Genomic DNA, 21,538 nt, shown 5'->3' on the forward strand with positions numbered 1-21,538 from the left:
CGATGGCACGGGACTTCTACGAGGTGCTGGGCGTGTCGCGGACCGCGAGCCAGGACGAGATCCAGCAGGCATATCGCAAACTCGCCCGTAAGTACCACCCCGACGTCAACAAGGATCCCGGGGCGGAGGAACGCTTCAAGGACCTCAACGAGGCGCACAGCGTCCTGTCCGATCCCAGGACCCGCGCCCGCTACGACCGCTTCGGCGAGGACTTCCGCAAGATCCCCGAGGACTTCGACGAACGGGTCGCGGCCGGAGCGGGCGGCGGCTTCCGCGGTCGCAGGACCGCAGGCGCGGGCGGCCCTCGCGTCCGGTACACCACCGGCTTCGGCGACGGCTTCGGAGCGGAGGGCATCGACATCGAGGACCTGCTCGGTTCCATGTTCGGAGCCGGCGCCGCCCGAGCCGGCGTCCCCGGAGCGGACCAGGAGGCCGAACTGCCGCTCACTGTCGAGGAGGCGTACCGAGGCGGCCGTCGCACCGTCACACTCGCCGGCCCCACCGGGCAGCCGCGCCGATACGAGGTCGACGTGCCGCCGGGCGTCACCGACGGGCAGCGCATCCGGCTGGCGGGTGAGGGTGGCAAGGGCAGTGGTGACGCGGCCGCGGGCGACCTGTACCTGCGGGTGCGTGTCCAGCCCCACCCCCGGTTCCGGCTGGACGGCCGTGACGTGCACGTACAGGTCCCGGTCGCCCCGTGGGAGGCGGCCCTGGGCGCGACCGTGCCGGTGCCCACGCCCGGCGGCGGCACGGCGAAGGTCACGGTGCCCGCGGGTTCGTCCAGCGGCCGGCGGCTGCGGCTGCGCGGTGAGGGCATGCCGAACCCACGGGGCGCGAACGGCGACCTGTACGCCGAACTCCGCGTCGTGGTGCCGCCCGCCCTCGGCGACCGCGAGCGCGAACTGTTCGAGGAGCTCGCCGCCACTTCCTCGTTCGACCCCAGGAGGACGCGATGAACGACCGACCCGCGGGAGCTGGAGGCATCGGCCGGGCCGGCGTGAGCGCCCGTCCGGTACGAACGGGCGCCGGCATCACCGCCTCGACGGCCGTCCGGTACGCGCTCGTGCCCGTCCCCAAGCTCTCCCTGGCCGCCGTGGCCCTTCGCTCGGGCCTCCACCCCGATCTGATCCGCCGGTTCGTCGCCCTCGGCCTGGTCGACGCCGAACGCGACTCCGCCGGGCGGCTGGTGTTCGACCCCACGGCCCCGGCGGTTCTGGCCCGTGTCCAGCGGCTGCGCACCGGACTCTGCCTCAACTACGCATCCATCGGCCTGGTGCTCGACCTGCTCGACCGCATCAGCATGCTCGAAGCCGCGCTGCGCCGCGCCGGTACGAGGAGTGAAACACCCCCATGGACATGAACCGTCTCACCCAGAAGTCCCAGGAAGCCCTCCAGGAGGCCCAGAGCGCGGCCGTCGGCATGGGGCAGACCGAGGTCGACGGGGAACATCTGCTGCTCGCGCTTCTCGATCAGGAAAACGGTCTGATCCCGCGGTTGCTGCAACAGGCCGGCACCGAGCCGAAGGAGCTGCGCGCGGCCGTGCGCGAGGAACTTTCCCGCCGCCCGAAGGTCACCGGTCCCGGCGCGGCACCCGGCCAGGTCTTCGTCACTCAGCGCCTGTCCCGCCTGCTCGACGCCGCCGAGCGGGAGGCCAAACGCCTCAAGGACGAGTACGTGTCCGTGGAGCACCTCCTGCTCGCCCTGGCCGAGGAGGGGTCGGCGACCGCCGCCGGACGCCTGCTCAAGGAGCACGGTGTGACCCGGGATTCGTTCCTGAGCGCCCTCACCCGGGTCCGCGGCAACCAGCGCGTCACCTCCGCCAACCCCGAAGTGGCCTATGAGGCTCTGGAGAAGTACGGCCGCGACCTGGTCCTCGAGGCTCGATCCGGGCGGCTGGACCCGGTCATCGGCCGTGATGCGGAGATCCGCCGCGTCACCCAGATCCTCAGCCGCAAGACCAAGAACAACCCCGTCCTCATCGGCGATCCCGGCGTCGGCAAGACCGCCATCGTCGAGGGCCTGGCCCAGCGCATCGTTCGCGGCGACGTCCCCGAGGGCCTGCGCGACAAGACGGTGTTCGCTCTCGACATGGGCTCTCTGGTCGCCGGCGCCAAGTACCGCGGCGAGTTCGAGGAACGCCTCAAGGCCGTGCTGTCCGAGGTGAAGGCCGCCCAGGGGCGCATCCTGCTCTTCGTCGACGAACTCCACACCGTCGTCGGCGCGGGCGCCGCCGAAGGTGCCATGGACGCGGGCAACATGCTCAAGCCGATGCTCGCCCGCGGTGAACTGCACATGATCGGCGCCACCACCCTCGACGAGTACCGCAAGCACATCGAGAAGGACGCCGCCCTCGAACGCCGCTTCCAGCAGGTGCTGGTCGACGAGCCGAGCGTGGAGGACACCATCTCCATCCTGCGCGGACTGCGCGAACGTCTGGAGGTTTTCCACGGCGTGAAGATCCAGGACACCGCACTGGTCTCCGCGGCCACCCTCAGCCACCGCTACATCACCGACCGGTTCCTCCCCGACAAGGCCATCGACCTCGTCGACGAGGCGTGCGCCCGGCTGCGTACCGAGATCGACTCGATGCCCGCCGAACTCGACGAGATCACCCGCCGTGTCACCCGCCTGGAGATCGAGGAGGCGGCCCTGTCCAAGGAGACCGACACCGCCAGCAAAGCCCGTCTGGAGGAACTGCGCAGGGAACTGGCCGACCTGCGCGGCGAGGCCGACGCCAAACACGCCCAGTGGGAGGCGGAACGGCAGGCCATCCGCCGGGTGCAGGAACTACGCCAGGAACTGGAACAGGTCCGTCACGAGGCGGAGGAGGCCGAACGCGCCTACGACCTCAACCGCGCCGCCGAACTCCGCTACGGCCGCCTCCAGGACCTGGAGCGCCGACTGAAGGCCGAGGAGGAGCAACTGGCCGCAAAGCAGGGGCAGAACCGGCTGCTGCGCGAGGTCGTCACCGAGGAGGAGATCGCCGAGATCGTCGCCGCCTGGACCGGCATCCCCGTCGCCCGTCTCCACGAGGGCGAACGCGAGAAGCTGCTGCGCCTCGACGAGATCCTGCGCGAGCGCGTCATCGGCCAGGACGAGGCCGTCAAACTCGTCGCCGACGCCATCATCCGCGCCCGCTCCGGCATCCGCGACCCGCGCCGCCCCATCGGCTCGTTCATCTTCCTCGGCCCCACCGGCGTCGGGAAGACCGAGCTGGCCAAGACCCTCGCGGCGGCCCTGTTCGACTCCGAGGAGAACATGGTCCGCCTCGATATGAGTGAGTACCAGGAGCGGCACACCGTCAGCCGGCTCATGGGCGCACCACCCGGATACGTCGGCTATGAGGAAGGCGGTCAGCTCACCGAGGCGGTACGCCGCAAGCCGTACTCGGTGGTGCTGTTCGACGAGATCGAGAAGGCGCACACCGATGTCTTCAACACCCTGCTCCAAGTCCTCGACGACGGCCGCATCACCGACTCCCAGGGCCGTACCGTCGACTTCCGCAACACCGTGATCATCATGACCTCAAACATCGGCTCCGAGTACCTCCTCGACGGCGCCACCGCAGAGGGCGAGATCAAGCCCGACGCCCGCGCCTTGGTGATGGGCGAGCTGCGCGGGCACTTCCGCCCGGAGTTCCTCAACCGCGTCGACGACATCGTGCTGTTCAAGCCGCTCGGTGAGCGGCAGATCGAGCGGATCGTGGAGCTGCAGTTCGACGAGCTGCGCCGCCGACTCGCCGAACGCCGCATCAGCGTGGAACTCACCGAAACAGCCCGGGAGTTGATCGCCCACCAGGGCTACGACCCGGTGTACGGTGCCCGGCCGCTGCGCCGCTACATCTCCCACGAGGTCGAGACGATGGTCGGGCGCGCCCTGCTGCGCGGTGACGTCCAGGACGGCGCGACGGTCCGTGTCGACGCCGAACACGGAGAGCTGGTGGTCACCTACGACCAGCCCGAGGACCTCAAGGGAGCGCGGGCGGCATGAGCACGATGCAGACGACGACCGTCAGATGTCCCCACTGCGGGCGCACCAACCGGGTGCCCGCGGCCGCGGAAGGCCGGCCTAGGTGCGGCCACTGCAAGCAGCCCCTACCGTGGATGGTGGACGCGGGCGACGACGACTTCACCGAGGTCGCCGAGCGGGCCGACGTTCCCGTCGTGGTCGACCTGTGGGCCACCTGGTGCGGCCCCTGCCGCATGGTCAGCCCCGCACTGGAGAAGGTCGCCACCGATCTCGCCGGCCGAATCAAACTCGTCAAGGTCGACGTCGACAAGAACCCGCGGCTGTCGCGGCGTTTCGAGGTCCAGGCCGTACCGACACTACTGATCCTCGACCGGGGCGAGACAGTCGCCCGGCAGGCGGGGGCGGCGCCCGCTCCCGCTCTGCGCCAGTGGGTGGAACAGTCGATCACTGCCCGGAAAGGGTGATCCGGATGACCCTGCACGCAGACCCCCACCTCGCGCTTGTCCGGCCGGTCCAGCCGCTGACCCCGGAAGGGTGTCAGGAGTGTCTGATACTCGGCTCCCCGTGGGTCCACCTGAGGCTCTGCCTGACCTGCGGACACGTAGGCTGCTGCGACTCCTCGCCGAACAAGCACGCGCGCAAGCACGCGGCTGCCGTCGCCCATCCGATCGTGCAGTCCTTCCAGCCCGGCGAGGAATGGCGCTGGTGCTACGTTCACGAGGCGTTCGTCTGATGTCCGGCCACCAGTCGCCGCCGGGTGGAGAACCGGTGCAGGTGAAAGCGGACGAGGCCGCTTTCGGGGAGACGCCGGACATCTACGGCGCGTATCCGCGCCTCACGGAGGACCAGATGGCACGTCTGGCGGAGCACGGGCAACGCCGGACCGTGGCTCCGAACGACGTGCTGATCCGGGAGGGGGAGCGCTGCGAGACGGTCTTCGTCGTCCTCAGCGGCACCGTCGCCGTCGTCGAGGATTACGGCACTCCCGAGGAGCACGTACTGCGCGTGCACGGCCCCGGTCGCTTCATCGGCGAACTCGGCCTGCTGTACGGACAAGTGGCCTTCTACACCGCTGTCGTCAGAGAGCCCGGCGAGGTCCTCGTCGTCTCCTTGGACCAGTTGCGCCACCTGGTGTCCCAGGATTCCACCATCGGGGACGTCGTGTTGCGCGCCTGTCTGTGCCGTCGCGCGCTGCTCGTCGGACACGGCGCCGGCTTCCGCGTCATCGGCTCGCGCTACTCGCCCGACACCAGACGGCTGCGCGAGTTCGCCGTCCGCAACCGCCTGCCGCACCGCTGGATCGACCTGGAGACCGACGAGGAGGCCGAGGAACTGCTGCGCCGCTTCGGCGTAGGCCCGGAGGAGACACCACTGGTCATCTGGCGGGACACCACCCTGTTGCGCAACCCCAGCAACGCGGAACTGGCCCGGCTCATCGGCCTGCCGTCACTGCTCGCCGGAAACGGTCACGGCGACGTCCTCATCGTTGGCTCCGGGCCCGCCGGCCTCGCCGCCGCGGTGTACGCCGCCTCCGAGGGCCTGAGCACCACCGTGGTGGAGGCGATGGCCACCGGCGGCCAGGCCGGCACGTCGTCCCGCATCGAGAATCTGCTGGGCTTCCCATCCGGCATCTCCGGCGCCGAACTCACCGAACGCGCCGTGCTCCAGGCCGAGAAGTTCGGCGCCCGGATCAGCCTTCCGCTGGAGGCGACCGCTCTCCATCCCAAGGACGAGGACCACTACGTGGTGGCGTTCGCCGACGGCAGCGAGATCGCCGCCCGCGCCGTCGTCCTGGCCATGGGCGCCCGCTACCGCCGACTCCAGGTACCCGGCATCGAACGCCTGGAGGGAACGAGCGTGCACTACTCGGCGACCGTCTACGAGGCCCAGCAGTGCCGCACCGACCCGGTGGCCGTCGTCGGTGGAGGCAACTCGGCCGGCCAGGCGGTGCTGTTCCTCGCCGGGTACGCGCCGAAGGTGCACCTGCTGATCCGAGGAGCCAGCCTTGAGGCCCATATGTCCCGCTACCTGGTCGACCAGGTCGAGCGCCATCCGCGGGTGGAGGTCATGCTGCACACCGAGGTCACCGAGGTCATCGGCCAGGAAGTGCTGGAAGAGCTCGACGTGCTCGACAACCGCACGGGCGGGCACCGCCGGCTCGGGGTACGGAGCCTGTTCGTCTTCACCGGAGCCGACCCTCACACCGAGTGGCTCGCCGGCATGATCGCCCTCGACTCGCGGGGTTTCGTCCTCACCGGGCCGGAGGCCCAGGAAGCCTGCGGCCACCCCGAGGTGTGGCAGGGTCGCGGGCGCTCGAGCATGACCCTGGAGGCGAGCCTGCCCGGTGTCTTCGCGGTAGGGGACGTCCGCAGCGGCTCGGTGAAGCGGGTGGCCTCCGCGGCCGGTGAGGGCGCGATGGCCATCCACTTCGTGCACCGCCACCTGGGCCACGCGGCCGCACCCGGCACCACGGGCACGTCCGCTGTCGCGGGTCACTCGGACGTCTCCCCACGCATACGCCACAAGGAGTCCGCATGGCTCGCATGACGAACGGCGCCCCCCTCGTGACCAGCGCTGCACCAAAGCGCCCGGTCACACGCGAGACCCGGCCGTAAGCCCGTCCGCTCTCCCAGTAGCGCTCCAGCGGAGGTGGATCCTTCACACCGACACCTCGTTCGTCCTGATGGACAGACTCGCCGTTCAGCCGGCGCGGCCGGCCCACGTCCTCGGCGGTGTCGGCGCGGACGGCGGCGCGCCAGTACTCGACGGCGCTCTCCATCTGGTCGAGGCTCGCGCCGTCGAACAGGTGACGCAGCCGTGGGTCCGGACGGCCGAGGGTGGCGAGACTGCTCGCCACGACGAGCAGCCTCCTGCCCGGGCGCAGCACCGGGCCGAAGCGGCGCAGGGCCGTGTGCGTGGCGGTGTTGGAGACGTCGAGGACGGCGCCGACACCTTGGTCGGCGCGGCGTGGCCGAGGGTGTGCCCGTGACAAGGGCGACTCGGGAAACGTCCACACCTGTCACGGTGGGAATCGGAACACCATGCGCCCAACCAAGGCGCGGCATGGGCAGTATGTGCGATTTTCTTGGCACATATGTGCGCTGTCCGGGTCAGTCGGCCGCGAGGTGTGCGCGTTTTGTCCCACCCGCGCTTCTACGCTTCGCCACGGTCCACCGTCCGCAGCGGCCCGGAGAGGCCGAGAGAGGACTCACCCCATGTCAGCTCCCGTGGTCGTCATCACCGGCGCGCTCAGCGGAATCGGGCGCGCCACCGCGCTGGCCTACGCCCGGCAGGGCGCCGACGTCGTGGTCTCGGGCCGGCACCCGGACCCCGGCAAGGAACTCACCGGGGAACTCGAAGGGCTGGGCGGCCGGGCCTTGTTCGTCCAGGCGGATGTGCGTCTGGAGGAGGACGTCAGCGACCTCGTCGACCAGGCCGTCGACCGCTTCGGCCGGATCGACGTCGCCCTCAACAACGCCGGCACCGAGGGACGGTCCGCCCCGATCGCCGCCGTCACGGACGACGACTACGCGGCCACCTTCGACACCAACGTCAAGGGCACCCTGCTGAGCCTGAAGCACGAGTTCCGCGCCATGCGGGAGCACGGCGGCGGCAGCATCGTCAATGTCAGCAGCGTGTACGGCCGGATGGGCTACCCGGAGGCCGCCGTGTACGCCGGCAGCAAGCACGCCGTCATCGGCATCACCAAGGCGGCCGCCCTCGAAGGCGCCGCGCACGGCATCCGGGTGAACGCCGTCGCCCCCGGATTCACCCGGACCGGGATGTACGAGCGGGTCACCGGGGACGACCGGACGCGCGAGGCGGTCAACTCCGTGCTGCCCCTGCACCGGCCGGGCGCCCCGGAGGAGGTGGCCGACGCCGTGATCTTCCTCGGTTCCGCCCGGGCGTCGTACATCACCGGCCAGACCCTCACCCTGGACGGGGGCCTGATGGCGGGCGGGCCGCTCTTCCCCGGCCCCGGCGCCTGACCCGCCCTTCGGCCCGCCAGTCGCCCCCTGTCGATCCCAGTCGATTCACCGACTCACCGGTTCAGTCGGTGGCCGTCCCGCGCGACCTCAGTTCCGCGCCCCGGCGGCGTACCGCGCCCGGGGTGCGCAGTTCGTGGGTGAGGAGGCGGGCGGCGAGGCCCTCGCGGTCCTCGGGGGCGAGGGCGGTCACCGCGGCGATCAGCTTCTCCGCCGTCGCCTCGTCCACGGTGGCCGGGAGAGGGTTGTCCTGGCCCAGCAGGCGGGCCGTCTCCGGGTCCAGCGGGGGCACGTCCCCGGTGGGCGGGGCGAGCGGCGCCCGGCGCAGGGGCTCGGCGGCCTCCTCCGGCAACAGCTCGGCGTAGCGCGGGAGTTCGGCGTCCGAGGCGATCAGCAGCAGATGCTTGGCGATGAGGGCGGCTTCGGGGAAGGGGGTGCGTACGGCGAGCGGTGCCAGGGTCTCGGGGGACAGACCGAGGACGCAGCCCGCGTGCAGCAGCACCTCACGGACCCGGGTCGCGGCGGGTGCCTCGGGCAGCAGGGCGCCGGTGCGGGTGAGGAACCCGGCGACGGTCTTCTCCGCGGCTGTGCCGTCGAGCTGCTCGGTGCCCTGGTAGTAGCGCGTCAAGTAGGCGTACCACCAGGCGAGTTGAACCTCGTACAGCTCGGCGACCACCGACTCGTACGCCTCCTGCGGCAGCAGCTCGCGCAGGGCCGGGACCAACTCGCGATAGACGAGTCGGATCCAGGTGTGCGGGGAGCGCTGGATGCCCCAGCACTCGCCGTGCGCGTAGTCCCCGATCAGCTCGGCGACGCTCAGCTCGCCGGCGGCGAACTCGGAGCGCACCCCGGTGCCGGTGGTCTCGAAGCGGTAGAAGTGGTCGGCGGACTCCGGGGGCCGGGGCGTGGGCAGCGCCTGGTCGATCAGATGCTCCAACTCCGAGTAGCGGGAGTGGAGTTGTTCGAGGTCGAGGGGCAGGCGCGGGAAGAGCGGGTCGGTGAACTGCCGCTTGAACTTGGCGATCTCCTCCGACAGCGCCTGGTAGAGGAAGACCTTGTCGAAGCGGTGGCTGAACGACAGCCCGATGTACGGGAAGACGGTGCAGCTGCGGCACTCCGAGCGGTGGCCGACCTCCTCGTCGCGCACCCGCAGGAACTCGGGGTCCTCGACCAGTTCGCGCAACGGGCGGTCCCAGGCGACCGAGTTGTCGAAGGCGTGGTAGCAGGGCAGGACCAGGCGCCCGTCGGGGCCGACGGTCAGGATCCGCTTGTTGGCGTAGCAGTCGGTGGGCGCGGTCGGGTCCAGGGTCTCCATGTACTTGCGGAAGTGCAGGTTGACCAGTGCGTACGGCTGATGCAGCAGCCGTATCAGCTGCTCGGCGATCGGACCGCCGGTCGGTTCCGACTCGTCCATCCGTCCGGCGCGGCCCGCCGTGGCGTCCGCGAGCGGCTTGCCGTTCTGCTCGATCAGCTTCAGCTTGCGGGCGGTCCGGTTGGTGTCGCGGACGGTGTCCTGCTCGTCGAAGTACTCGAACATCCCGGAGAAGTAGACGGTGGTCCGGTTCTCGTGCGCGAAGCGCAGCAGGTCCGGTATCTCGTCGACGTTCTCCCGGGTCACCACGCAGATCAGCTTGAGGTTGCCGCTGCCGGTGGCGACGACCTTCTGGATGACGTCGAGGGCCCGGTCCAGGGTGGGTACGCCCCGGATCTGCCGGTAGCGGTCGGGCCGCAGGGTGTCCAGGGAGACGTTCATGGTGTCGACGTAGGGCACGATCGCCTCGATGTGCTGGGCGAAGCGGATGCCGTTGCTGGTGATCTCCACGGCCATGCCGAGCGACTTGGCATGCTGCACGATGCCGTCGATGTGCGGGTGCAGCACCGGCTCGCCGCCGGTGAAGTCGACGTAGCGCACCCCGAGTTCGTACAGCTCGTCCAGGATCTGGCGGCCCCGCTCCAGGGTGAGTTCCTCGTAGCCCTTGAACTTGTCGTCCTGCCAGACGTTGCAGTAGCCGCAGAGCGAGTTGCAGCGGAAGGTGATGTAGAAGCGGGCCGAGGTCAGTCGGCCCCGGTCGGTGGTGGTGCTCGCGGTCACGGTCGGTACTCCGTCGGTCGGCAGGGCGGGGGAGAGTGGATGAGAGGTCCCCGGTGGGGGAGGCGGCGGCTGGGGGCCGGTTCGTCAGGGCAGGGGGGTGCCCCGCGCCGTGATCCACAGCTCGTACCACTCCTCGTGCGTGAGGTCCGGTGCGCGCAGGGCCGCGTCCCGGCAGGCGCGGATCCGGTCGGGGCGGCTGGTGCCGATCACCGGGACGATGCCGGCGGGGTGGCGGGCCAGCCACCACAGCAGGACCGTCTCGGGCGTGGTGTCCTTGCCCCGGGCCAGCCGGCGCAGCAGCTCGGCGGTGGGGGAGTCGGCGTCCCCGGTGTAGCGGCCACGGGCCAGGGCGCCCCACGCCTGGAGCTGGATCCCCCGGTCGACGCACGCTTCGAGGGTCCCCTCGGGGAAACCGTTGGACGTGGCCGCCGAGGTGTTGAGCAGCACCCCCGCCTCGACCCAGTCGCGCCGGGCCAGGCTCATCTCCAGCTGGTTCGCCACCAGCGGAAGTTCCAGCCGTGACTGGAGCTGCCCGATCTGCGCGGCGCTCATGTTGGAGACGCCGAAGCGGCGCACCAGCCCCTGCCGGTGCAGCTCGCGCAGGGCGGCGGCGATCTCGTCGGGGCCGGTCAGCGGGTCGGGGCGGTGCAGCAGCAGGGTGTCGATCACCTCGGTGCGCAGCCGGGCGAGGCTCTCCTCGACCCGGTGGAGGATCGAGTCCCCGCGCAGGTCGTAGCGGCCCGGCCGGTCGCCCTCGGCGAGCCGGATCCCGCACTTGGTCTGCACGGTGATCCGCTCCCGCAGTCCCGGCGTCCGGGCCAGGACCTCGCCGAACACGGACTCCGACGTGCCGAACCGGTAGATGTCCGCGAGGTCGAAGACGGTGATCCCGCACTCCAGCGCGGTCTCCACGGCGGCCTGCGCCCGGTCGACGTCCTCGGCGGTGTACGGCGTGCGGTCCCAGCCGCCGCCGAGCCCCATGCAGCCGTAGATCAGCCGCGCCTCGGGAGCGCGGGCGGCGGGATCGGTGGATACGGTCGTCAACGGGCCGCCTCCTTCAGGGCGTCGGCGAGCAGTTCGGCGGCGGCGAGCACCGGGAGCTGGGTGTTGGCCGCGGGGGCGGAGGGGAGCACGGAGGCGTCGGCGACGCACAGATTGGGCACGCCGTGCACCCGGCCCGTGCCGTCGGTGACCGCCAGCGGATCGGCCGCGGGGCCCATGGCGCAGGTGCCGACGGGGTGCCAGTAGGTGCCGAGCCGGCCCCGCAGTTCGGCGTCGGTCAGCTCGGACGCAGGGGCACCGGAGGCGGCGCCGGCCAGCGGGGCGAGCACCGAGGTGGCGGCGAGCCGTTCGACGATCTCCAGGCCCTCCCGCAGCACCGCCGCGTCCCGGCCGTCCGGGTCGGTGAGGAACCCGGGGTCGATGTCGAGGGGTTCGGCGGGGTCGGCCGAGCGCAGCCGGACCCGGCCCCGGGAGGCGGGCTTCATCAGGAACGCGGAGATCCCGGCCTCGTACTCGCCCGGCGGCAGGCTGCCGAAGAGCGGGTCACCGGCGGAGGGCAGGATGTGCAGGTCCCAGCCGTCCGTCGGGCAGTGCGTGCTGGCCGCCCGGATCAGCATCCGGCTGACGTACAGCTCGCCCTCCTTCTCCCGCGCGGCCAGTGCCGCGTTGAGGTCCGGGGTCGGGGCCAGGGGGACGAACACACCGGGCTGGTCGGACAGGTTGGCGCCGACGCCCGGCAGGTCCACCTCGGCCCGCAGGCCCCGCGCGCGCAGCTCGTCCGCGGGGCCGATGCCGCTGCGCAGCAGCAGCCCGGGCGAGCCGAAGGTGCCGCAGGCGAGGACGTAGGTGTCGGCGGTCAGCGTCTCGCGCCGTCCGTCCCTGATGACCTCTGCGCCGACGACCCGGCCGCCGTCGAGCACCAGCCGGTCCGCCGTCGCCTCGCCGAGGACGCTGAGGTTGGCGCGGGTGCGGGCCGGCCCGAGATAGCCGAAGGCCGCGTTCCAGCGCAGCCCGTCGAGCGCGTTGAGCAGCGGGGTACCGCAGCCGGGGGAGCCCGGGGCGCCCATGTCCACGTCCGGGTAACCGAGTTCACGGGCGCCGGCGAGCGCAGCGCGTGCCCAGACGCTGAACTCCCGCTCGGGCACGGGCCGTAGCCGCATGGCGGTGACGGCCCGCTCCCGGTACGGCGCCATGGCGGCGGCCGACCAGCGGGGGCCGCCGGCCCGGGTCCACTCGGTGTGGTCGGCGGCCGAACCCCAGGTGTGCCAGCAGCCGTTGACGCAGGAGGAGCCGCCGAGGACCCGGGCGCGCAGCCGGTGCACGGCGACCCCGCGCTCCCACATGTGGTCGCGGGGCAGGGCGTGCGCGTCACGCAGCGAGCGCGGCCAGGTGTCCGGGTCGGCGCCGTGGTCGGGTCCGGCCTCCACCAGGCACACCGTGCGGGCGGGGTCCTCGCTGAGCCGCGCGGCGAGCACACAGCCCGCCACCCCGCCGCCGAGCACCAGCACGTCGTGGTGGCCCATGACAGGGCTCATCCGCTCACCTTGGCGGCCTGCTCGTCGGCGTCCGACTCGGTGACCCGGGCGAGGAGTTGGTCCCGCGAGATGGCGTCGGCGCGCGTCGAGGGCACGGTGCAGGCGTGGGCGCCCGCGATCGCGCCGTAGCGGGCGCAGCGCAGCGGGTCCAGGCCGTCCAGCCAGCCCAGCAGGAAGGCGGCGGCGAAGGCGTCGCCCGCGCCGTTGGAGTCCACGACGGGCGACGGCGGGGCAATGGCGGGCACATGGGTCAGCTCGCCGTCGACCAGCAGGTAGGCGCCCTCGGCACCCGCGGTGGCCACGACGATCCGGGCCCGGCCGCGCGCCGCGATGTCCCGCATGGTGTGTTCCGGGTCGGCCAGCGCCGTGGTGGACAGGAAGACCAGGTCGGCGGCGAGCGCGAAGGGCTCGTGGTACGGGTTGACGCCGTCCCAGTTGTGGAGGTCCGTCGAGACGGTCAGCCCGGCTTCGCGCAGCACCGGCAGGGCGTACGAGCAGGGGTGGGTGATGACCACATGCGCGTGCCGGCTGCTCGCGGCGAGGGCGCGCAGGGTGTCCTCGGGCAGCCGGTCGGACTCCTGGCTGCGGGTGTCGTCGTACAGGGACAGCCGGCGCCCGTCCGGGCCGACCAGGTTGACCGCGCGCTTGGTGCCGGCGGCCGAGGGCACATCGGTGAGCGGGATGCCCCGGTCCCGGTGCAGCGCGCGCACCAGATCGCCCTCCGGGTCGGCGCCGACCAGGTCGATGTGGTGGGCGCGCAGACCCAGGGCGCTGACCCCGAGCGCGACGAAGTCGCCGCTCTGCCCGGCGCGGGTCACGATGCCCGGCCGGATCATGTAGCTGTCGGCGTAGGGGACCGGCAGTTCCGGCACATGGACGACGGTGTCCACGCCCGCGCCGCCCAGGACGAGGACGTCGGTCTCGGTGGTCATGGCAGTCGGCTCGATTCTCTCGCGTCGCTCGGGTTGGTGAGTCAAGCAGTCACCCACCCGGCTGGCAAGAACTTGCAGCAATTTTCAGCAAGTTGCACCAGTGGATGGGTCCCCGCGCAGGCATGCGTTCAGGGGAACAGGCGTTCAAGGACGGCCGCGACGCCGTCCTCCTCGTTGCCGGGCGCGATCTCGTCGGCGTGGCGCTTGAGTTCGGGGTGGGCGTTGCCCATCGCGACGCCGTGCCCGGCCCAGGCGAGCATCGGGATGTCGTTGGGCATGTCCCCGAACGCGACCGTGCCCGCGGCGTCGAAACCCAGCCGGTGCCCGGCCGCAGCGAGACCGCTCGCCTTGTCCACCCCGTCGGGCAGCAGCTCCACCATGCCCTCACCGGAATGGGTGACCCCGATCAGCCCGGCGCACGCGGAGAGCGCCAGCGCGGCGAGGGAGTCGTCGTCCAGCGTCCGGCTGCGGATGAGGACCTTCTCCACGGGCCGCGCCCACAGCCCCGCCGCGTCCTCGACCAGCCGCCAGCCGTGCCGCACCCGCTCGCCGAAACCCGGCGTGACCAGGAACTCCCCGGCGAGCCCCGCGGTCACCACGCCGAGCGCGAGGGGGCCCGCCGCCTCGGTGATCCGCGCCACCAGCGCCCGTACGACGTCCCGGTCGAGGGTCGCCGAGGACAGCAGCCGGTCGGCGCCGACGTCGTACAGCTGCGCCCCCTGCCCGCAGATCGCGAGCCCCCGGTAGCCGAGCGGGGCCAGCAGGCTCCGGCAGCCCGCGGCCGGCCGGCCGGTCACCACCAGGTGCCGGGCGCCGCGGGTGGCGGCCAGGGCGAGCGCGGCCCTGGTGCGCGGGGAGACGGTGAGGTCGCCGCGCAGCAGGGTGCCGTCGAGGTCGGTGGCGACGACCGTGTACCGGGGCGTCATCCCGCCCCGCCCCGGTGCAGATCCAGCAGGGTGTACGCGGCCAGGGTCGCCGCGTCCGTGATCCGCCCGGAGCGGACGAGGTCGCGCCACTCGGTCGGAGCCGCCCGGCACTGGCGCATGTCCGCCTCGGTGGCCTCGCGTTCGGGCGGGCCCTGCGTCAACTCCTCGGCGAGGAACACGTTGCAGCCCTGGCTGGCATAGCCGTAGGCGACATGCACCATGCCCAGGTACGTCATCCGGGCGGCCCGCAGCCCGGTCTCCTCGCGCAGCTCGGCGCGGGCCAGTTCGAGCGGTGGCGCGCCCGCGTGTCCGGCGGGCCAGGAGCCCTGCGGGAACTCCCAGTAGCGGCCCGCGACGGGGTAGCGGTACTGCTCGACCAGATGCAGGGCGCCGTCCTCGTCCCGGGGGATCACCAGGGCGTAGTCCGGCTTGTCCACGACGCCGTACACGCCCTCGCTGCCGTCGGGGCGCCGGATGTCGTCCTCCCGGACGCTCATCCACGCGTTGCGGTAGACCTCGCGGGAACTGACGGTACGGATCACGGCGCGGCCTCCAGCAGGGCGCGGACGCCCTCGGCGACACCGCGCACCCGCAGCCCGTGCCGGCGCAGCACCTCGTCCAGGAGGGTGCTGGTCAGACAGGTGTGGGCGGGCCGGCTCGCGTACCGCCCCGCGGCCCGGGGCACCGGGGCCACCCGTGTCCTGGGCACGCCCAGACCGTCGGCGATCGCCGCCGCCCACTCGGCCCGCGAGACCCGGTCTGGGCCGCCGAGATGCAGCAACCCGGGTGCTCCGGGCTCCAGTACGGCGGCGGTCACCGCGGCCACGTCCTCCACCAGCACCGGCGTGGTCCACTGGTCGTGGGGCGCCTCCACCTGCTCGCCCGCGCGCAGCCGGTGGGCGCAGGCGGCGAAGAAGTTCAGCCACTTGGCACAGTCCGCGGGCTCCCAGCCGTAGACCAGGCTGACCCGCAGCACGGTGGCGTCGGGAGCCGCGCCCACGATCCGCTCGGCGGCCAGTTTGGCCCGCCCGTAGGCGTTCGCGGGAGCCGTCGAGGTGGCCTCGTCGTTGTCGGGGCCGCTGCCGTCGAAGACGTTGTCCGTGGAGATCAGCACGGTACGACGGCCCCGCGCGGCCGCGGTCAGATGGCGGGCCGCGGCACTGTGCAGCGCGATCGCGCGCTCGGGGTCGGCCTCGCACCAGGTCACATCGGAGGGGCCGTGCACCAGCACCAGCCGGTCCGGCCGCACCGACTCGACCACCTGTGCGCAGGCGTCCGCGTCGGTGGCGTCGAGCCGCACCCAGGGCGCGGTGTCCTCGGCGGGCGGGGTGCGGGAGGCGAGCACGGGGGTGCCGCCCTGTGCGGCCAGCCGCGCGGCCACGGCGCGGCCGACGAAGCCGCTGCCGACGATCAGTGTGGTCGTGCTCATACGGCCGGCACCGCCCCGAGTCCCGCGCCCCGTGCCGCCAGCAGCCGCCCGGCGCCGATCAGGCCGTGGTCGTCGTCCGGGGCGCCGAGCGTCACCATGCGCCGGACGCCGTCGGCGTCCAGGCCGAAGCAGCCGAGCCGCTCCAACTCCTCGCTGAGCAGCTGGACATAGCGGGATCCGACGGCGAGCGCGAAGCCGCCCATCAGGATGTAGCGGCGGATGCCGATGGAGGTGAACACGGAGATGATCGCGGAGGCGAGATAGGGCAGGACCGAGCGCAGGACACCGGTCGCGAACGGGTCCCCGGACCGGATCGCGGCGACCAGCGCCGGGTTGTCCAGCCGGTCCGGATCGGGCGCGACGGCGCCCAGGGCCGAGCGGGCGTAGCCGAGGGGGTCGGCGTGGGCGGCGCGACGCGCGGCGGCGAGGGTGCCGCGCCCGGAGGCGATGCCGCCGAGGTGGCCCCGGCCGCCGCAGTCGCAGCGGGGCGCGCCGGGGGAGGGATCGCAGGGCCAGTGGCCGAGTTCGCCGCCGTGGCCCTCCGCGTCGAGCAGCACCTCGCCCGCCCGGTACACCTTGCTGCCGATCCCGGAACTCACCGTGATCAGGCAGAACGGCGGCTCGTCGGGGCCGTGCACATAGCGCCAGGCGGCGGCCGTCAGATCGTTGACGACGACCACCGGCAGGCCCAGGCGGTCCTCCAGCGACTGCCGCACGGCCAGCGGCTCGCCGGGCCCGCCCCAGATGGTGGGCGCGGCCAGCGCCCGGCCGTCGGCGGTGACGGGACCGGCGAAGGCCACGGCCAGCGCGCCGCTGCCGTGCCGCCGCACCGCCTCGGCGCACCGCGCGGCGAGCTGTTCGCGCACACGTTCCTGGAGGACCGCGACGGGCGCGCCAGGGTGCCGGTCGAGGCCCTCGGTGGGGGTGCGGCGCACATCGGACAGGGTGCCGGTGGTGAGGTCGTAGCGGGCGGTGCGCAGGGTGGTGCCGCCCAGATCGACCACCGTGCAGACGGGTTCAGACATGGGCTCCTCCTCGGGGGGAGGCGGGCGCGACGGACTGCACCGTGCCGTCCTCCAGGACGATCGCGGAATCGATGTCGGCGCCCTCCGGCACCTCGGCGCCCGGCAGCAGCACACTGCGCCGCACCCGCGCCCCGGCGCCGATCCTGGCACCGGGGAAGGCGACGCTGTGCTCCAGCAGCCCGCCGTTGACGAGATCGGCCGGAACCAGACTGCGGGTCACCCCGGGGGCCGAGCCGACGACCGAGCGCGGCACCTCGGGCCTTATCGTGCACGGAAGTTGACTGAGCGTCAGCGACGGCCGCTCGGCGACCAGCGCCAGATGGGCCCGGTGGTAGCGGTCGACGGTGCCGATGTCCTCCCAGTGCCCCGGCACCTCGTGGCCGAGGATCAGCTCGCCGCCCGCCAGCATCGCCGGGATGACGTCCCGGCTGATGTCGTGCTGCCAGTCGGTGCCGTCCAGCCGCTCCAGATAATGGTGCAGCCGGGCGGCGTCGAAGACGCAGAACGCCGCGAACACCAGATCGCTGGTCGGCTCGGCGGGCTTCTCCACGAACGCCGTCAGCCGCCCGGCCGGATCGAAGTCGACCATCCCGAACAGATGGACGTAGCGGCGTTCGATCCGCTGATAGGCGAGGGTGAGCGCGGCGCCGGAGCGCCGGTGGGCGGCGATCAGCGGCCCGTAGTCGAAGCGGTACACATGGTCCGCGTGCAGCACCAGCACCTCGGAGACGTCCGGTCCGAACAGGTACGGCGCCTTGCGGATCAGCGCGTCGGCGGTGCCCCGCTCGGGGGTGCCGCCGGGCGGCGGGGGCAGATAGCCGGTGCCCTCGCGGTAGGCGCGGTCGTACGGCCCGAAGTGCACCCGGAACCCGGGCCGCCACCACGTGCGGTACAGGTCGTCCATCAACTGCCGCTCCTCGTACTGGGACAGCAGCAGCACCTCGCCGAGCCCGGACGCCTCGGCGTTGGCGAGCGAGAAGTCGATCAGCCGGCCGGCTCCCCCGAACGGCACCAGCGGCTTGAGCCGGCCGTGTCCCAGCGGACCCATCCGGCGGCCCTCGCCCCCCGCGAGCAGCGCGGCGCGCACCCCGTCAGCCACGGCGCACCACGTCCCAGGCGGAGCGCCCGTCGGCCAGGGTCAGCAGCAGGTTCAATTCCCCTCCGGTGTACGGCAGTTCGTGCAGTCCTATGGTGAACTCGCCCGGCCCGGTCGCCACCGCCCGGTGCACCACCGTGCCCCGGCGCCCCGCACCGGCCGGCTCGGCCCACAGGACCGCCTCGACGCGGGCGGCATGCGGCAGCCGGTAGACCAGTCGGCCGTCCGCGAGCGAGTGGCGGGCGTCCAGCCGGGCCCGCAGCTCCGGGTCGTCACCGGCGGCGCGAGCACAGCGGGCGAAGTCGGCGCGCGCCCAGGCCGCGTCGAACAGGGCGCGGCGCGCCTCGGCGTCCAGCGGGCGGCAGCGGGCGAAGGCGTCGGCGTCCCCGAACCGGACGGCGGCCTCGGCGATCGCGTCCGCCTGTGTGCCGTACGCCTCCTCGGGCAGCAGATCGAACCAGCCGTGCTTCAGCAGGAGTCGCACCTCCCGCGCGGGTCGCTTCCCCTCCCACAGCGGTGTGAAGGCGTCCAGATGCTGCCGGGCGGTGTTCGCCCAGGTGAACTGCCGTGCGTCGGCCATGGAGTTGGCCCGCAGCCGCGCGTACTCCTCGGGTCGCTCGCGCAGCAGGGCGGCGGCCTCCTGGATACGGCGGGCCAGCGCGTCGGCGAGCAGCGAATCGTCCTCGGCGAAGGAGCGGTTGACGGCGAAGCCGGTCGCGCCGGGGGTGCCCAGCGGGTCGGCGACATGGCCGAAGTGGGCCATGCCCAGCTGGGCCGTGGCGATCGGGACGGCGCCGACGGCCATCGCCTCGCCCTGCGCGATCAGAAAGGTGTCCATCTCGAACTTGGACGGGAAGAGACAGAAGTCCGAGGAGGCCGCGTACGCCATGATCCGTTCCTCGGCGACCCGTTCGCACTCCAGGTGGATCCGGTCCTTGTGGCGCTCGACCACCTCGCGGATGTACGGATCCCCGATCCCGTCGTCGCTGAGGCAGCGCAGCACGAAGTTGGCCGCCAGACCCTCGGTGAGGACCCGGTCGACCGCGCGGAACAGCTCCAACTGCCCCTTGTGGTTCAGCGCGTAGCGGGCGTTGTGGAAGAACGTGGGCAGCGCCGGGTCCAGACCGAGGGCGCCGAGGACGGCCGCGCGGTCCACGGCGGGCCGCTCCGGCGCGGTCCAGCGGGCGCCGATCGCACAGCCCCCGACGAAGCTCTTGTGCGCGTTGCGGCGCACCGTCTCGTACCCGGGCAGCTCACGGAACGGCTCCTCGAAGGGGGTCCCGGCGAAATCGGTGTAGAACTCCAGATGCCCCGGCGAGAGGAAGTCCACCAGGTCGGCGTGGTCGGCGACCAGGTCGTAGACGCCGATGTGCCCGGGGCCGTACTCGTAGTGCAGATGGGTGCGTTGCTGGTAGGCGCTGCGCACGGAGACGGGGGAGGGCCGCTCGGCGGGCAGCGCGACCGGCGCGTCCAGGAACTCCAGGAGCCGTTCGACCTCCGGCCGGTACACCTTCTTGGTGATCGGCATATTGCTCTGCACGGTCCCGACGACCAGCTTCGAGGGGTCGGCGCGGAAGGCCGCCGGCATCAGATAGTGGTAGTACGGCTCATGGGCGTGCACGAGCGCCTTCTCGTCCCCGAACCGGGCGCGCACGAAGCGGATCGTGTCGACCTGGTAGGCGAGCGACTTGAAGAAGACCAGGTCGTGGCCCTTGCTGTCGTACGGCGGGTAGAAGCGGTCGGGGAGCGCGTCCAGCAACTCGTTGGACAGGAAGTACAGATCGACGCCGTCCAGCCGCAGCCGGTGCGCGGTGGTGGTCAGCGGGATGCCCACCTCGGCCGGGAAGCGCTCGCCCCAGATGTCCGGGTCGAGGACGAGCGGCAGCTCGTAGGTGTCCTCGTGGTCGAGGGTCTCCAGGTCGTAGGAGGCCCGCAGTTCGGCCAGCCGGCCGTGGGCCGGGGTGACGACCGAGACACGGTGGCCCGCTTCGGCCAGCGAGGTGGAGAGGTTCCAGAGGTAGACGGATATCCCGCCCTGGAGGAAGCGGTGGTCGAAGCCCCCGCACTCGAAGTAGGTCTCGATGACGTGCACGGGTGTCCTCATCCGCCGGCCGGGAGACCGGAGGCCTCCACGGCGTGCCGCAGGTTGATCGCCGCGTGGTAGGCGCGGTCGTGGGCGTAGGCGTAGTCCAGCTCATGGATCAGCCGACGCAGCCGCAGCAGCCGCCAGGCCGGGTGCGTGTCCCGGTCCGGGCCCGCGTCGGCCAGCAGGTTCCCGGCCCGCGCGGCCCACAGCCCCGCCGCCCGCCGCAGCCGGGCGAGACCGGCCAGCCGCTCCTCGGTCCAGCCGGGCGTGTCGGGGCGGGCGCCCGCCGCCTGGAGCAGCGCGGTACGGCAGGTGTCCTCCGGGTCCATGCCGAGGACGCCGGCCGCGTGGTCGGAGAACTCGTCGGCCGTGAAGATCTCCAGCCCCCGGGTGAGGGCGGCCAGATCCTGCCACGGTGACTGCGCGGTGGCCGGGTCGGCCGGGTCGGCGCGCGGGGTCGACAGATCGATCACACACAACTCCCAGCCGCCGTCGGCGCGTTCGCCGCGCAGCACATGGGACAGATGCAGATCGCCGTGGCAGGGACCGGCGGGCCAGGGCCGCGCCGGGAGCCCGGCCGTGCGGGTCAGCTCACGCGACAGACCGGTCGCCGCCGCCTCGCGCACGGTGACCGGGTAGCGGGTGTCGGCGAGGATCTGCGGGGTGAGCCGGGCGAGCCGCTCGGCGGTCTCGTCGAGCACCGCCTCGGCCGGGAACTCCGGGTGCGGGCCCAGCCGTTCGGCCAGCTCCCGGTGGAAGTCGCGCAGGAAGTGCCCGGTCTCCCGCAGCGGCGCGACCAGCTCCCGCTGGGAGGCGTCGACGGCCGCGCCCGGCTCCACGCCGTCCGCGAGCAGCGGCCACAGCGCCCGGATCCCCGCCCGCAGGGGCACATTGAGGCCCTCGCCCTCGGCGAACCGGTACAGCACCCCGAGCGGTTCCCGCGCCCCGGTCGCGGCGTCCACGTACGTGTAGTCGCCGACCGGCTGCTGGGTGCGCCCGCCGTCCGCCATCAGGCGTAGCAGCTCGGCCTCCCGGTTGCCGGTGCCGATCCGCCGGTAGCTCTTGTGGGTGTGCGCGATGCCGCCCAGGTCGATCAGGGACAGCGCGTTGGAGCACCAGCCCGGGTCGAAGGGCAGCGGGCCCCGGTAGGCGGCGGGCGCGCCCCGGAACTCGATCACCTGGCCGCGCAGGGTCGGCAGCCGCAGTCCCGTGCGCAACGCGTCCACCACGGCGCGGTCGAACGCCGTTGTACCGGCGGCCGCTTGCCCGGGGTCCGCGTCGAGGACCGGGACGAACCAGCGGGTGGCGCCCGCCCCGACCAGCAGCAGCCGGACCTCGCCGAGCACCGCCTGGTCGTACAGCTCGAAGGGGCCGCGGCGCCCGGCCTCGTCCATCCAGGGGGCCGCGCGCAGCAGGCCGGCGGTCGCGGGCGCGGGGGCGCCGGGCAACAGGGTGTCCAA

General features: G+C 72.6%; 18 protein-coding genes and 1 pseudogene. 7 read left to right on the top strand and 12 right to left on the bottom strand.

All coding sequences use genetic code 11. The annotated features are described in order from the left end of the window. Positions 1-2 precede the first annotated feature (2 nt). Genes HEP81_RS34625 through HEP81_RS34650 form a run of 6 tightly spaced genes read left to right on the top strand, consistent with a single transcriptional unit; the run spans position 3 to position 6,516 of the window. Positions 3-956 carry a DnaJ C-terminal domain-containing protein gene (locus HEP81_RS34625; protein ID WP_037655728.1) on the top strand — a complete coding sequence of 318 codons (954 nt, stop codon included), beginning with the start codon at positions 3-5 and terminating at the stop codon, positions 954-956. Next, positions 953-1,360 carry a chaperone modulator CbpM gene (locus tag HEP81_RS34630; RefSeq protein WP_037655727.1) on the top strand — a complete coding sequence of 136 codons (408 nt, stop codon included), beginning with the start codon at positions 953-955 and terminating at the stop codon, positions 1,358-1,360. The genes HEP81_RS34625 and HEP81_RS34630 overlap by 4 nt, the downstream gene beginning before the upstream one ends. Continuing rightward, positions 1,351-3,990, top strand: coding sequence for an ATP-dependent chaperone ClpB (gene clpB, locus HEP81_RS34635; protein WP_037655726.1), 2,640 nt, complete (start codon positions 1,351-1,353; stop codon positions 3,988-3,990). Before HEP81_RS34630 ends, clpB begins: the two co-directional genes overlap by 10 nt. Continuing rightward, on the top strand, positions 3,987-4,433 hold the full coding sequence (trxA, locus tag HEP81_RS34640) for a thioredoxin (RefSeq protein WP_037655724.1): 447 nt from the start codon (positions 3,987-3,989) through the stop codon (positions 4,431-4,433). Before clpB ends, trxA begins: the two co-directional genes overlap by 4 nt. Before the next feature lie 5 nt (positions 4,434-4,438). Then, entirely contained in the window at positions 4,439-4,702 is a 264-nt protein-coding gene (locus tag HEP81_RS34645; RefSeq protein ID WP_037655896.1) for a UBP-type zinc finger domain-containing protein, read from the top strand. Continuing rightward, positions 4,702-6,516 (top strand): FAD-dependent oxidoreductase, encoded by a 1,815-nt coding sequence (locus tag HEP81_RS34650; protein ID WP_037655722.1) that lies wholly within the window; start codon positions 4,702-4,704, stop codon positions 6,514-6,516. Before HEP81_RS34645 ends, HEP81_RS34650 begins: the two co-directional genes overlap by 1 nt. 151 nt (positions 6,517-6,667) lie before the next feature. Here the strand turns inward: HEP81_RS34650 and HEP81_RS41795 are convergent. Then, a pseudogene (locus tag HEP81_RS41795) lies at positions 6,668-6,934 on the bottom strand (carbonyl reductase); the annotation flags it as partial. 250 nt (positions 6,935-7,184) lie between these two features. Between HEP81_RS41795 and HEP81_RS34655 the strand changes: the two are divergent. Beyond that, on the top strand, positions 7,185-7,958 hold the full coding sequence (locus tag HEP81_RS34655) for an SDR family NAD(P)-dependent oxidoreductase (protein ID WP_037655718.1): 774 nt from the start codon (positions 7,185-7,187) through the stop codon (positions 7,956-7,958). A gap of 61 nt (positions 7,959-8,019) precedes the next feature. Here HEP81_RS34655 and HEP81_RS34660 read toward each other — a convergent pair whose 3' ends face one another. From HEP81_RS34660 to HEP81_RS34710, 11 genes are all read right to left on the bottom strand, one after another. Beyond that, a complete protein-coding gene (locus tag HEP81_RS34660) occupies positions 8,020-10,047 on the bottom strand; it encodes a radical SAM protein (RefSeq protein WP_037655716.1) in 2,028 nt (675 codons plus the stop codon). A gap of 84 nt (positions 10,048-10,131) precedes the next feature. Beyond that, positions 10,132-11,091, bottom strand: coding sequence for an aldo/keto reductase (locus HEP81_RS34665; RefSeq protein ID WP_243279685.1), 960 nt, complete (start codon positions 11,089-11,091; stop codon positions 10,132-10,134). Further along, the gene (locus HEP81_RS34670; protein ID WP_078967366.1) at positions 11,088-12,584 is read right to left on the bottom strand and encodes a GMC family oxidoreductase; all 1,497 of its coding nucleotides are present in this window, start codon (positions 12,582-12,584) and stop codon (positions 11,088-11,090) included. Before HEP81_RS34670 ends, HEP81_RS34665 begins: the two co-directional genes overlap by 4 nt. Beyond that, positions 12,581-13,516 (bottom strand): adenosine kinase, encoded by a 936-nt coding sequence (locus HEP81_RS34675; protein WP_037655714.1) that lies wholly within the window; start codon positions 13,514-13,516, stop codon positions 12,581-12,583. Before HEP81_RS34675 ends, HEP81_RS34670 begins: the two co-directional genes overlap by 4 nt. A gap of 128 nt (positions 13,517-13,644) precedes the next feature. Then, positions 13,645-14,442, bottom strand: coding sequence for an HAD family hydrolase (locus tag HEP81_RS34680; RefSeq protein ID WP_037655711.1), 798 nt, complete (start codon positions 14,440-14,442; stop codon positions 13,645-13,647). Beyond that, the gene (locus HEP81_RS34685) at positions 14,439-14,984 is read right to left on the bottom strand and encodes an NUDIX domain-containing protein (protein WP_243279686.1); all 546 of its coding nucleotides are present in this window, start codon (positions 14,982-14,984) and stop codon (positions 14,439-14,441) included. Before HEP81_RS34685 ends, HEP81_RS34680 begins: the two co-directional genes overlap by 4 nt. Continuing rightward, positions 14,981-15,871 (bottom strand): SDR family oxidoreductase, encoded by an 891-nt coding sequence (locus HEP81_RS34690; protein WP_037655710.1) that lies wholly within the window; start codon positions 15,869-15,871, stop codon positions 14,981-14,983. Before HEP81_RS34690 ends, HEP81_RS34685 begins: the two co-directional genes overlap by 4 nt. After that, positions 15,868-16,896 carry an ROK family protein gene (locus tag HEP81_RS34695; RefSeq protein ID WP_037655708.1) on the bottom strand — a complete coding sequence of 343 codons (1,029 nt, stop codon included), beginning with the start codon at positions 16,894-16,896 and terminating at the stop codon, positions 15,868-15,870. Before HEP81_RS34695 ends, HEP81_RS34690 begins: the two co-directional genes overlap by 4 nt. After that, positions 16,889-17,995, bottom strand: a complete 1,107-nt coding sequence (locus HEP81_RS34700) for a sugar phosphate nucleotidyltransferase (RefSeq protein WP_037655706.1) — start codon at positions 17,993-17,995, stop codon at positions 16,889-16,891. The genes HEP81_RS34695 and HEP81_RS34700 overlap by 8 nt, the downstream gene beginning before the upstream one ends. Next, entirely contained in the window at positions 17,988-20,084 is a 2,097-nt protein-coding gene (locus HEP81_RS34705) for a glycogen/starch synthase (RefSeq protein WP_037655704.1), read from the bottom strand. The genes HEP81_RS34700 and HEP81_RS34705 overlap by 8 nt, the downstream gene beginning before the upstream one ends. 8 nt (positions 20,085-20,092) lie before the next feature. Next, entirely contained in the window at positions 20,093-21,538 is a 1,446-nt protein-coding gene (locus tag HEP81_RS34710) for a hypothetical protein (RefSeq protein ID WP_037655703.1), read from the bottom strand.

The organism is Streptomyces griseofuscus, from assembly GCF_014673495.1.
Classification (GTDB): Bacteria; Actinomycetota; Actinomycetes; order Streptomycetales; family Streptomycetaceae; genus Streptomyces; species Streptomyces murinus.

What these genes read in the sequence shown, in the direction of transcription:
- HEP81_RS34625 (WP_037655728.1), top strand. Translation starts at nt 3, where the DNA reads ATGGCACGGGACTTCTACGAGGTGCTGGGCGTGTCGCGGACCGCGAGC.
- HEP81_RS34630 (WP_037655727.1), top strand. Translation starts at nt 953, where the DNA reads ATGAACGACCGACCCGCGGGAGCTGGAGGCATCGGCCGGGCCGGCGTG.
- clpB (WP_037655726.1), top strand. Translation starts at nt 1,351, where the DNA reads ATGGACATGAACCGTCTCACCCAGAAGTCCCAGGAAGCCCTCCAGGAG.
- trxA (WP_037655724.1), top strand. Translation starts at nt 3,987, where the DNA reads ATGAGCACGATGCAGACGACGACCGTCAGATGTCCCCACTGCGGGCGC.
- HEP81_RS34645 (WP_037655896.1), top strand. Translation starts at nt 4,439, where the DNA reads ATGACCCTGCACGCAGACCCCCACCTCGCGCTTGTCCGGCCGGTCCAG.
- HEP81_RS34650 (WP_037655722.1), top strand. Translation starts at nt 4,702, where the DNA reads ATGTCCGGCCACCAGTCGCCGCCGGGTGGAGAACCGGTGCAGGTGAAA.
- HEP81_RS34655 (WP_037655718.1), top strand. Translation starts at nt 7,185, where the DNA reads ATGTCAGCTCCCGTGGTCGTCATCACCGGCGCGCTCAGCGGAATCGGG.
- HEP81_RS34670 (WP_078967366.1), bottom strand. Translation starts at nt 12,584, where the DNA reads ATGAGCCCTGTCATGGGCCACCACGACGTGCTGGTGCTCGGCGGCGGG.
- HEP81_RS34675 (WP_037655714.1), bottom strand. Translation starts at nt 13,516, where the DNA reads ATGACCACCGAGACCGACGTCCTCGTCCTGGGCGGCGCGGGCGTGGAC.
- HEP81_RS34680 (WP_037655711.1), bottom strand. Translation starts at nt 14,442, where the DNA reads ATGACGCCCCGGTACACGGTCGTCGCCACCGACCTCGACGGCACCCTG.
- HEP81_RS34690 (WP_037655710.1), bottom strand. Translation starts at nt 15,871, where the DNA reads ATGAGCACGACCACACTGATCGTCGGCAGCGGCTTCGTCGGCCGCGCC.
- HEP81_RS34695 (WP_037655708.1), bottom strand. Translation starts at nt 16,896, where the DNA reads ATGTCTGAACCCGTCTGCACGGTGGTCGATCTGGGCGGCACCACCCTG.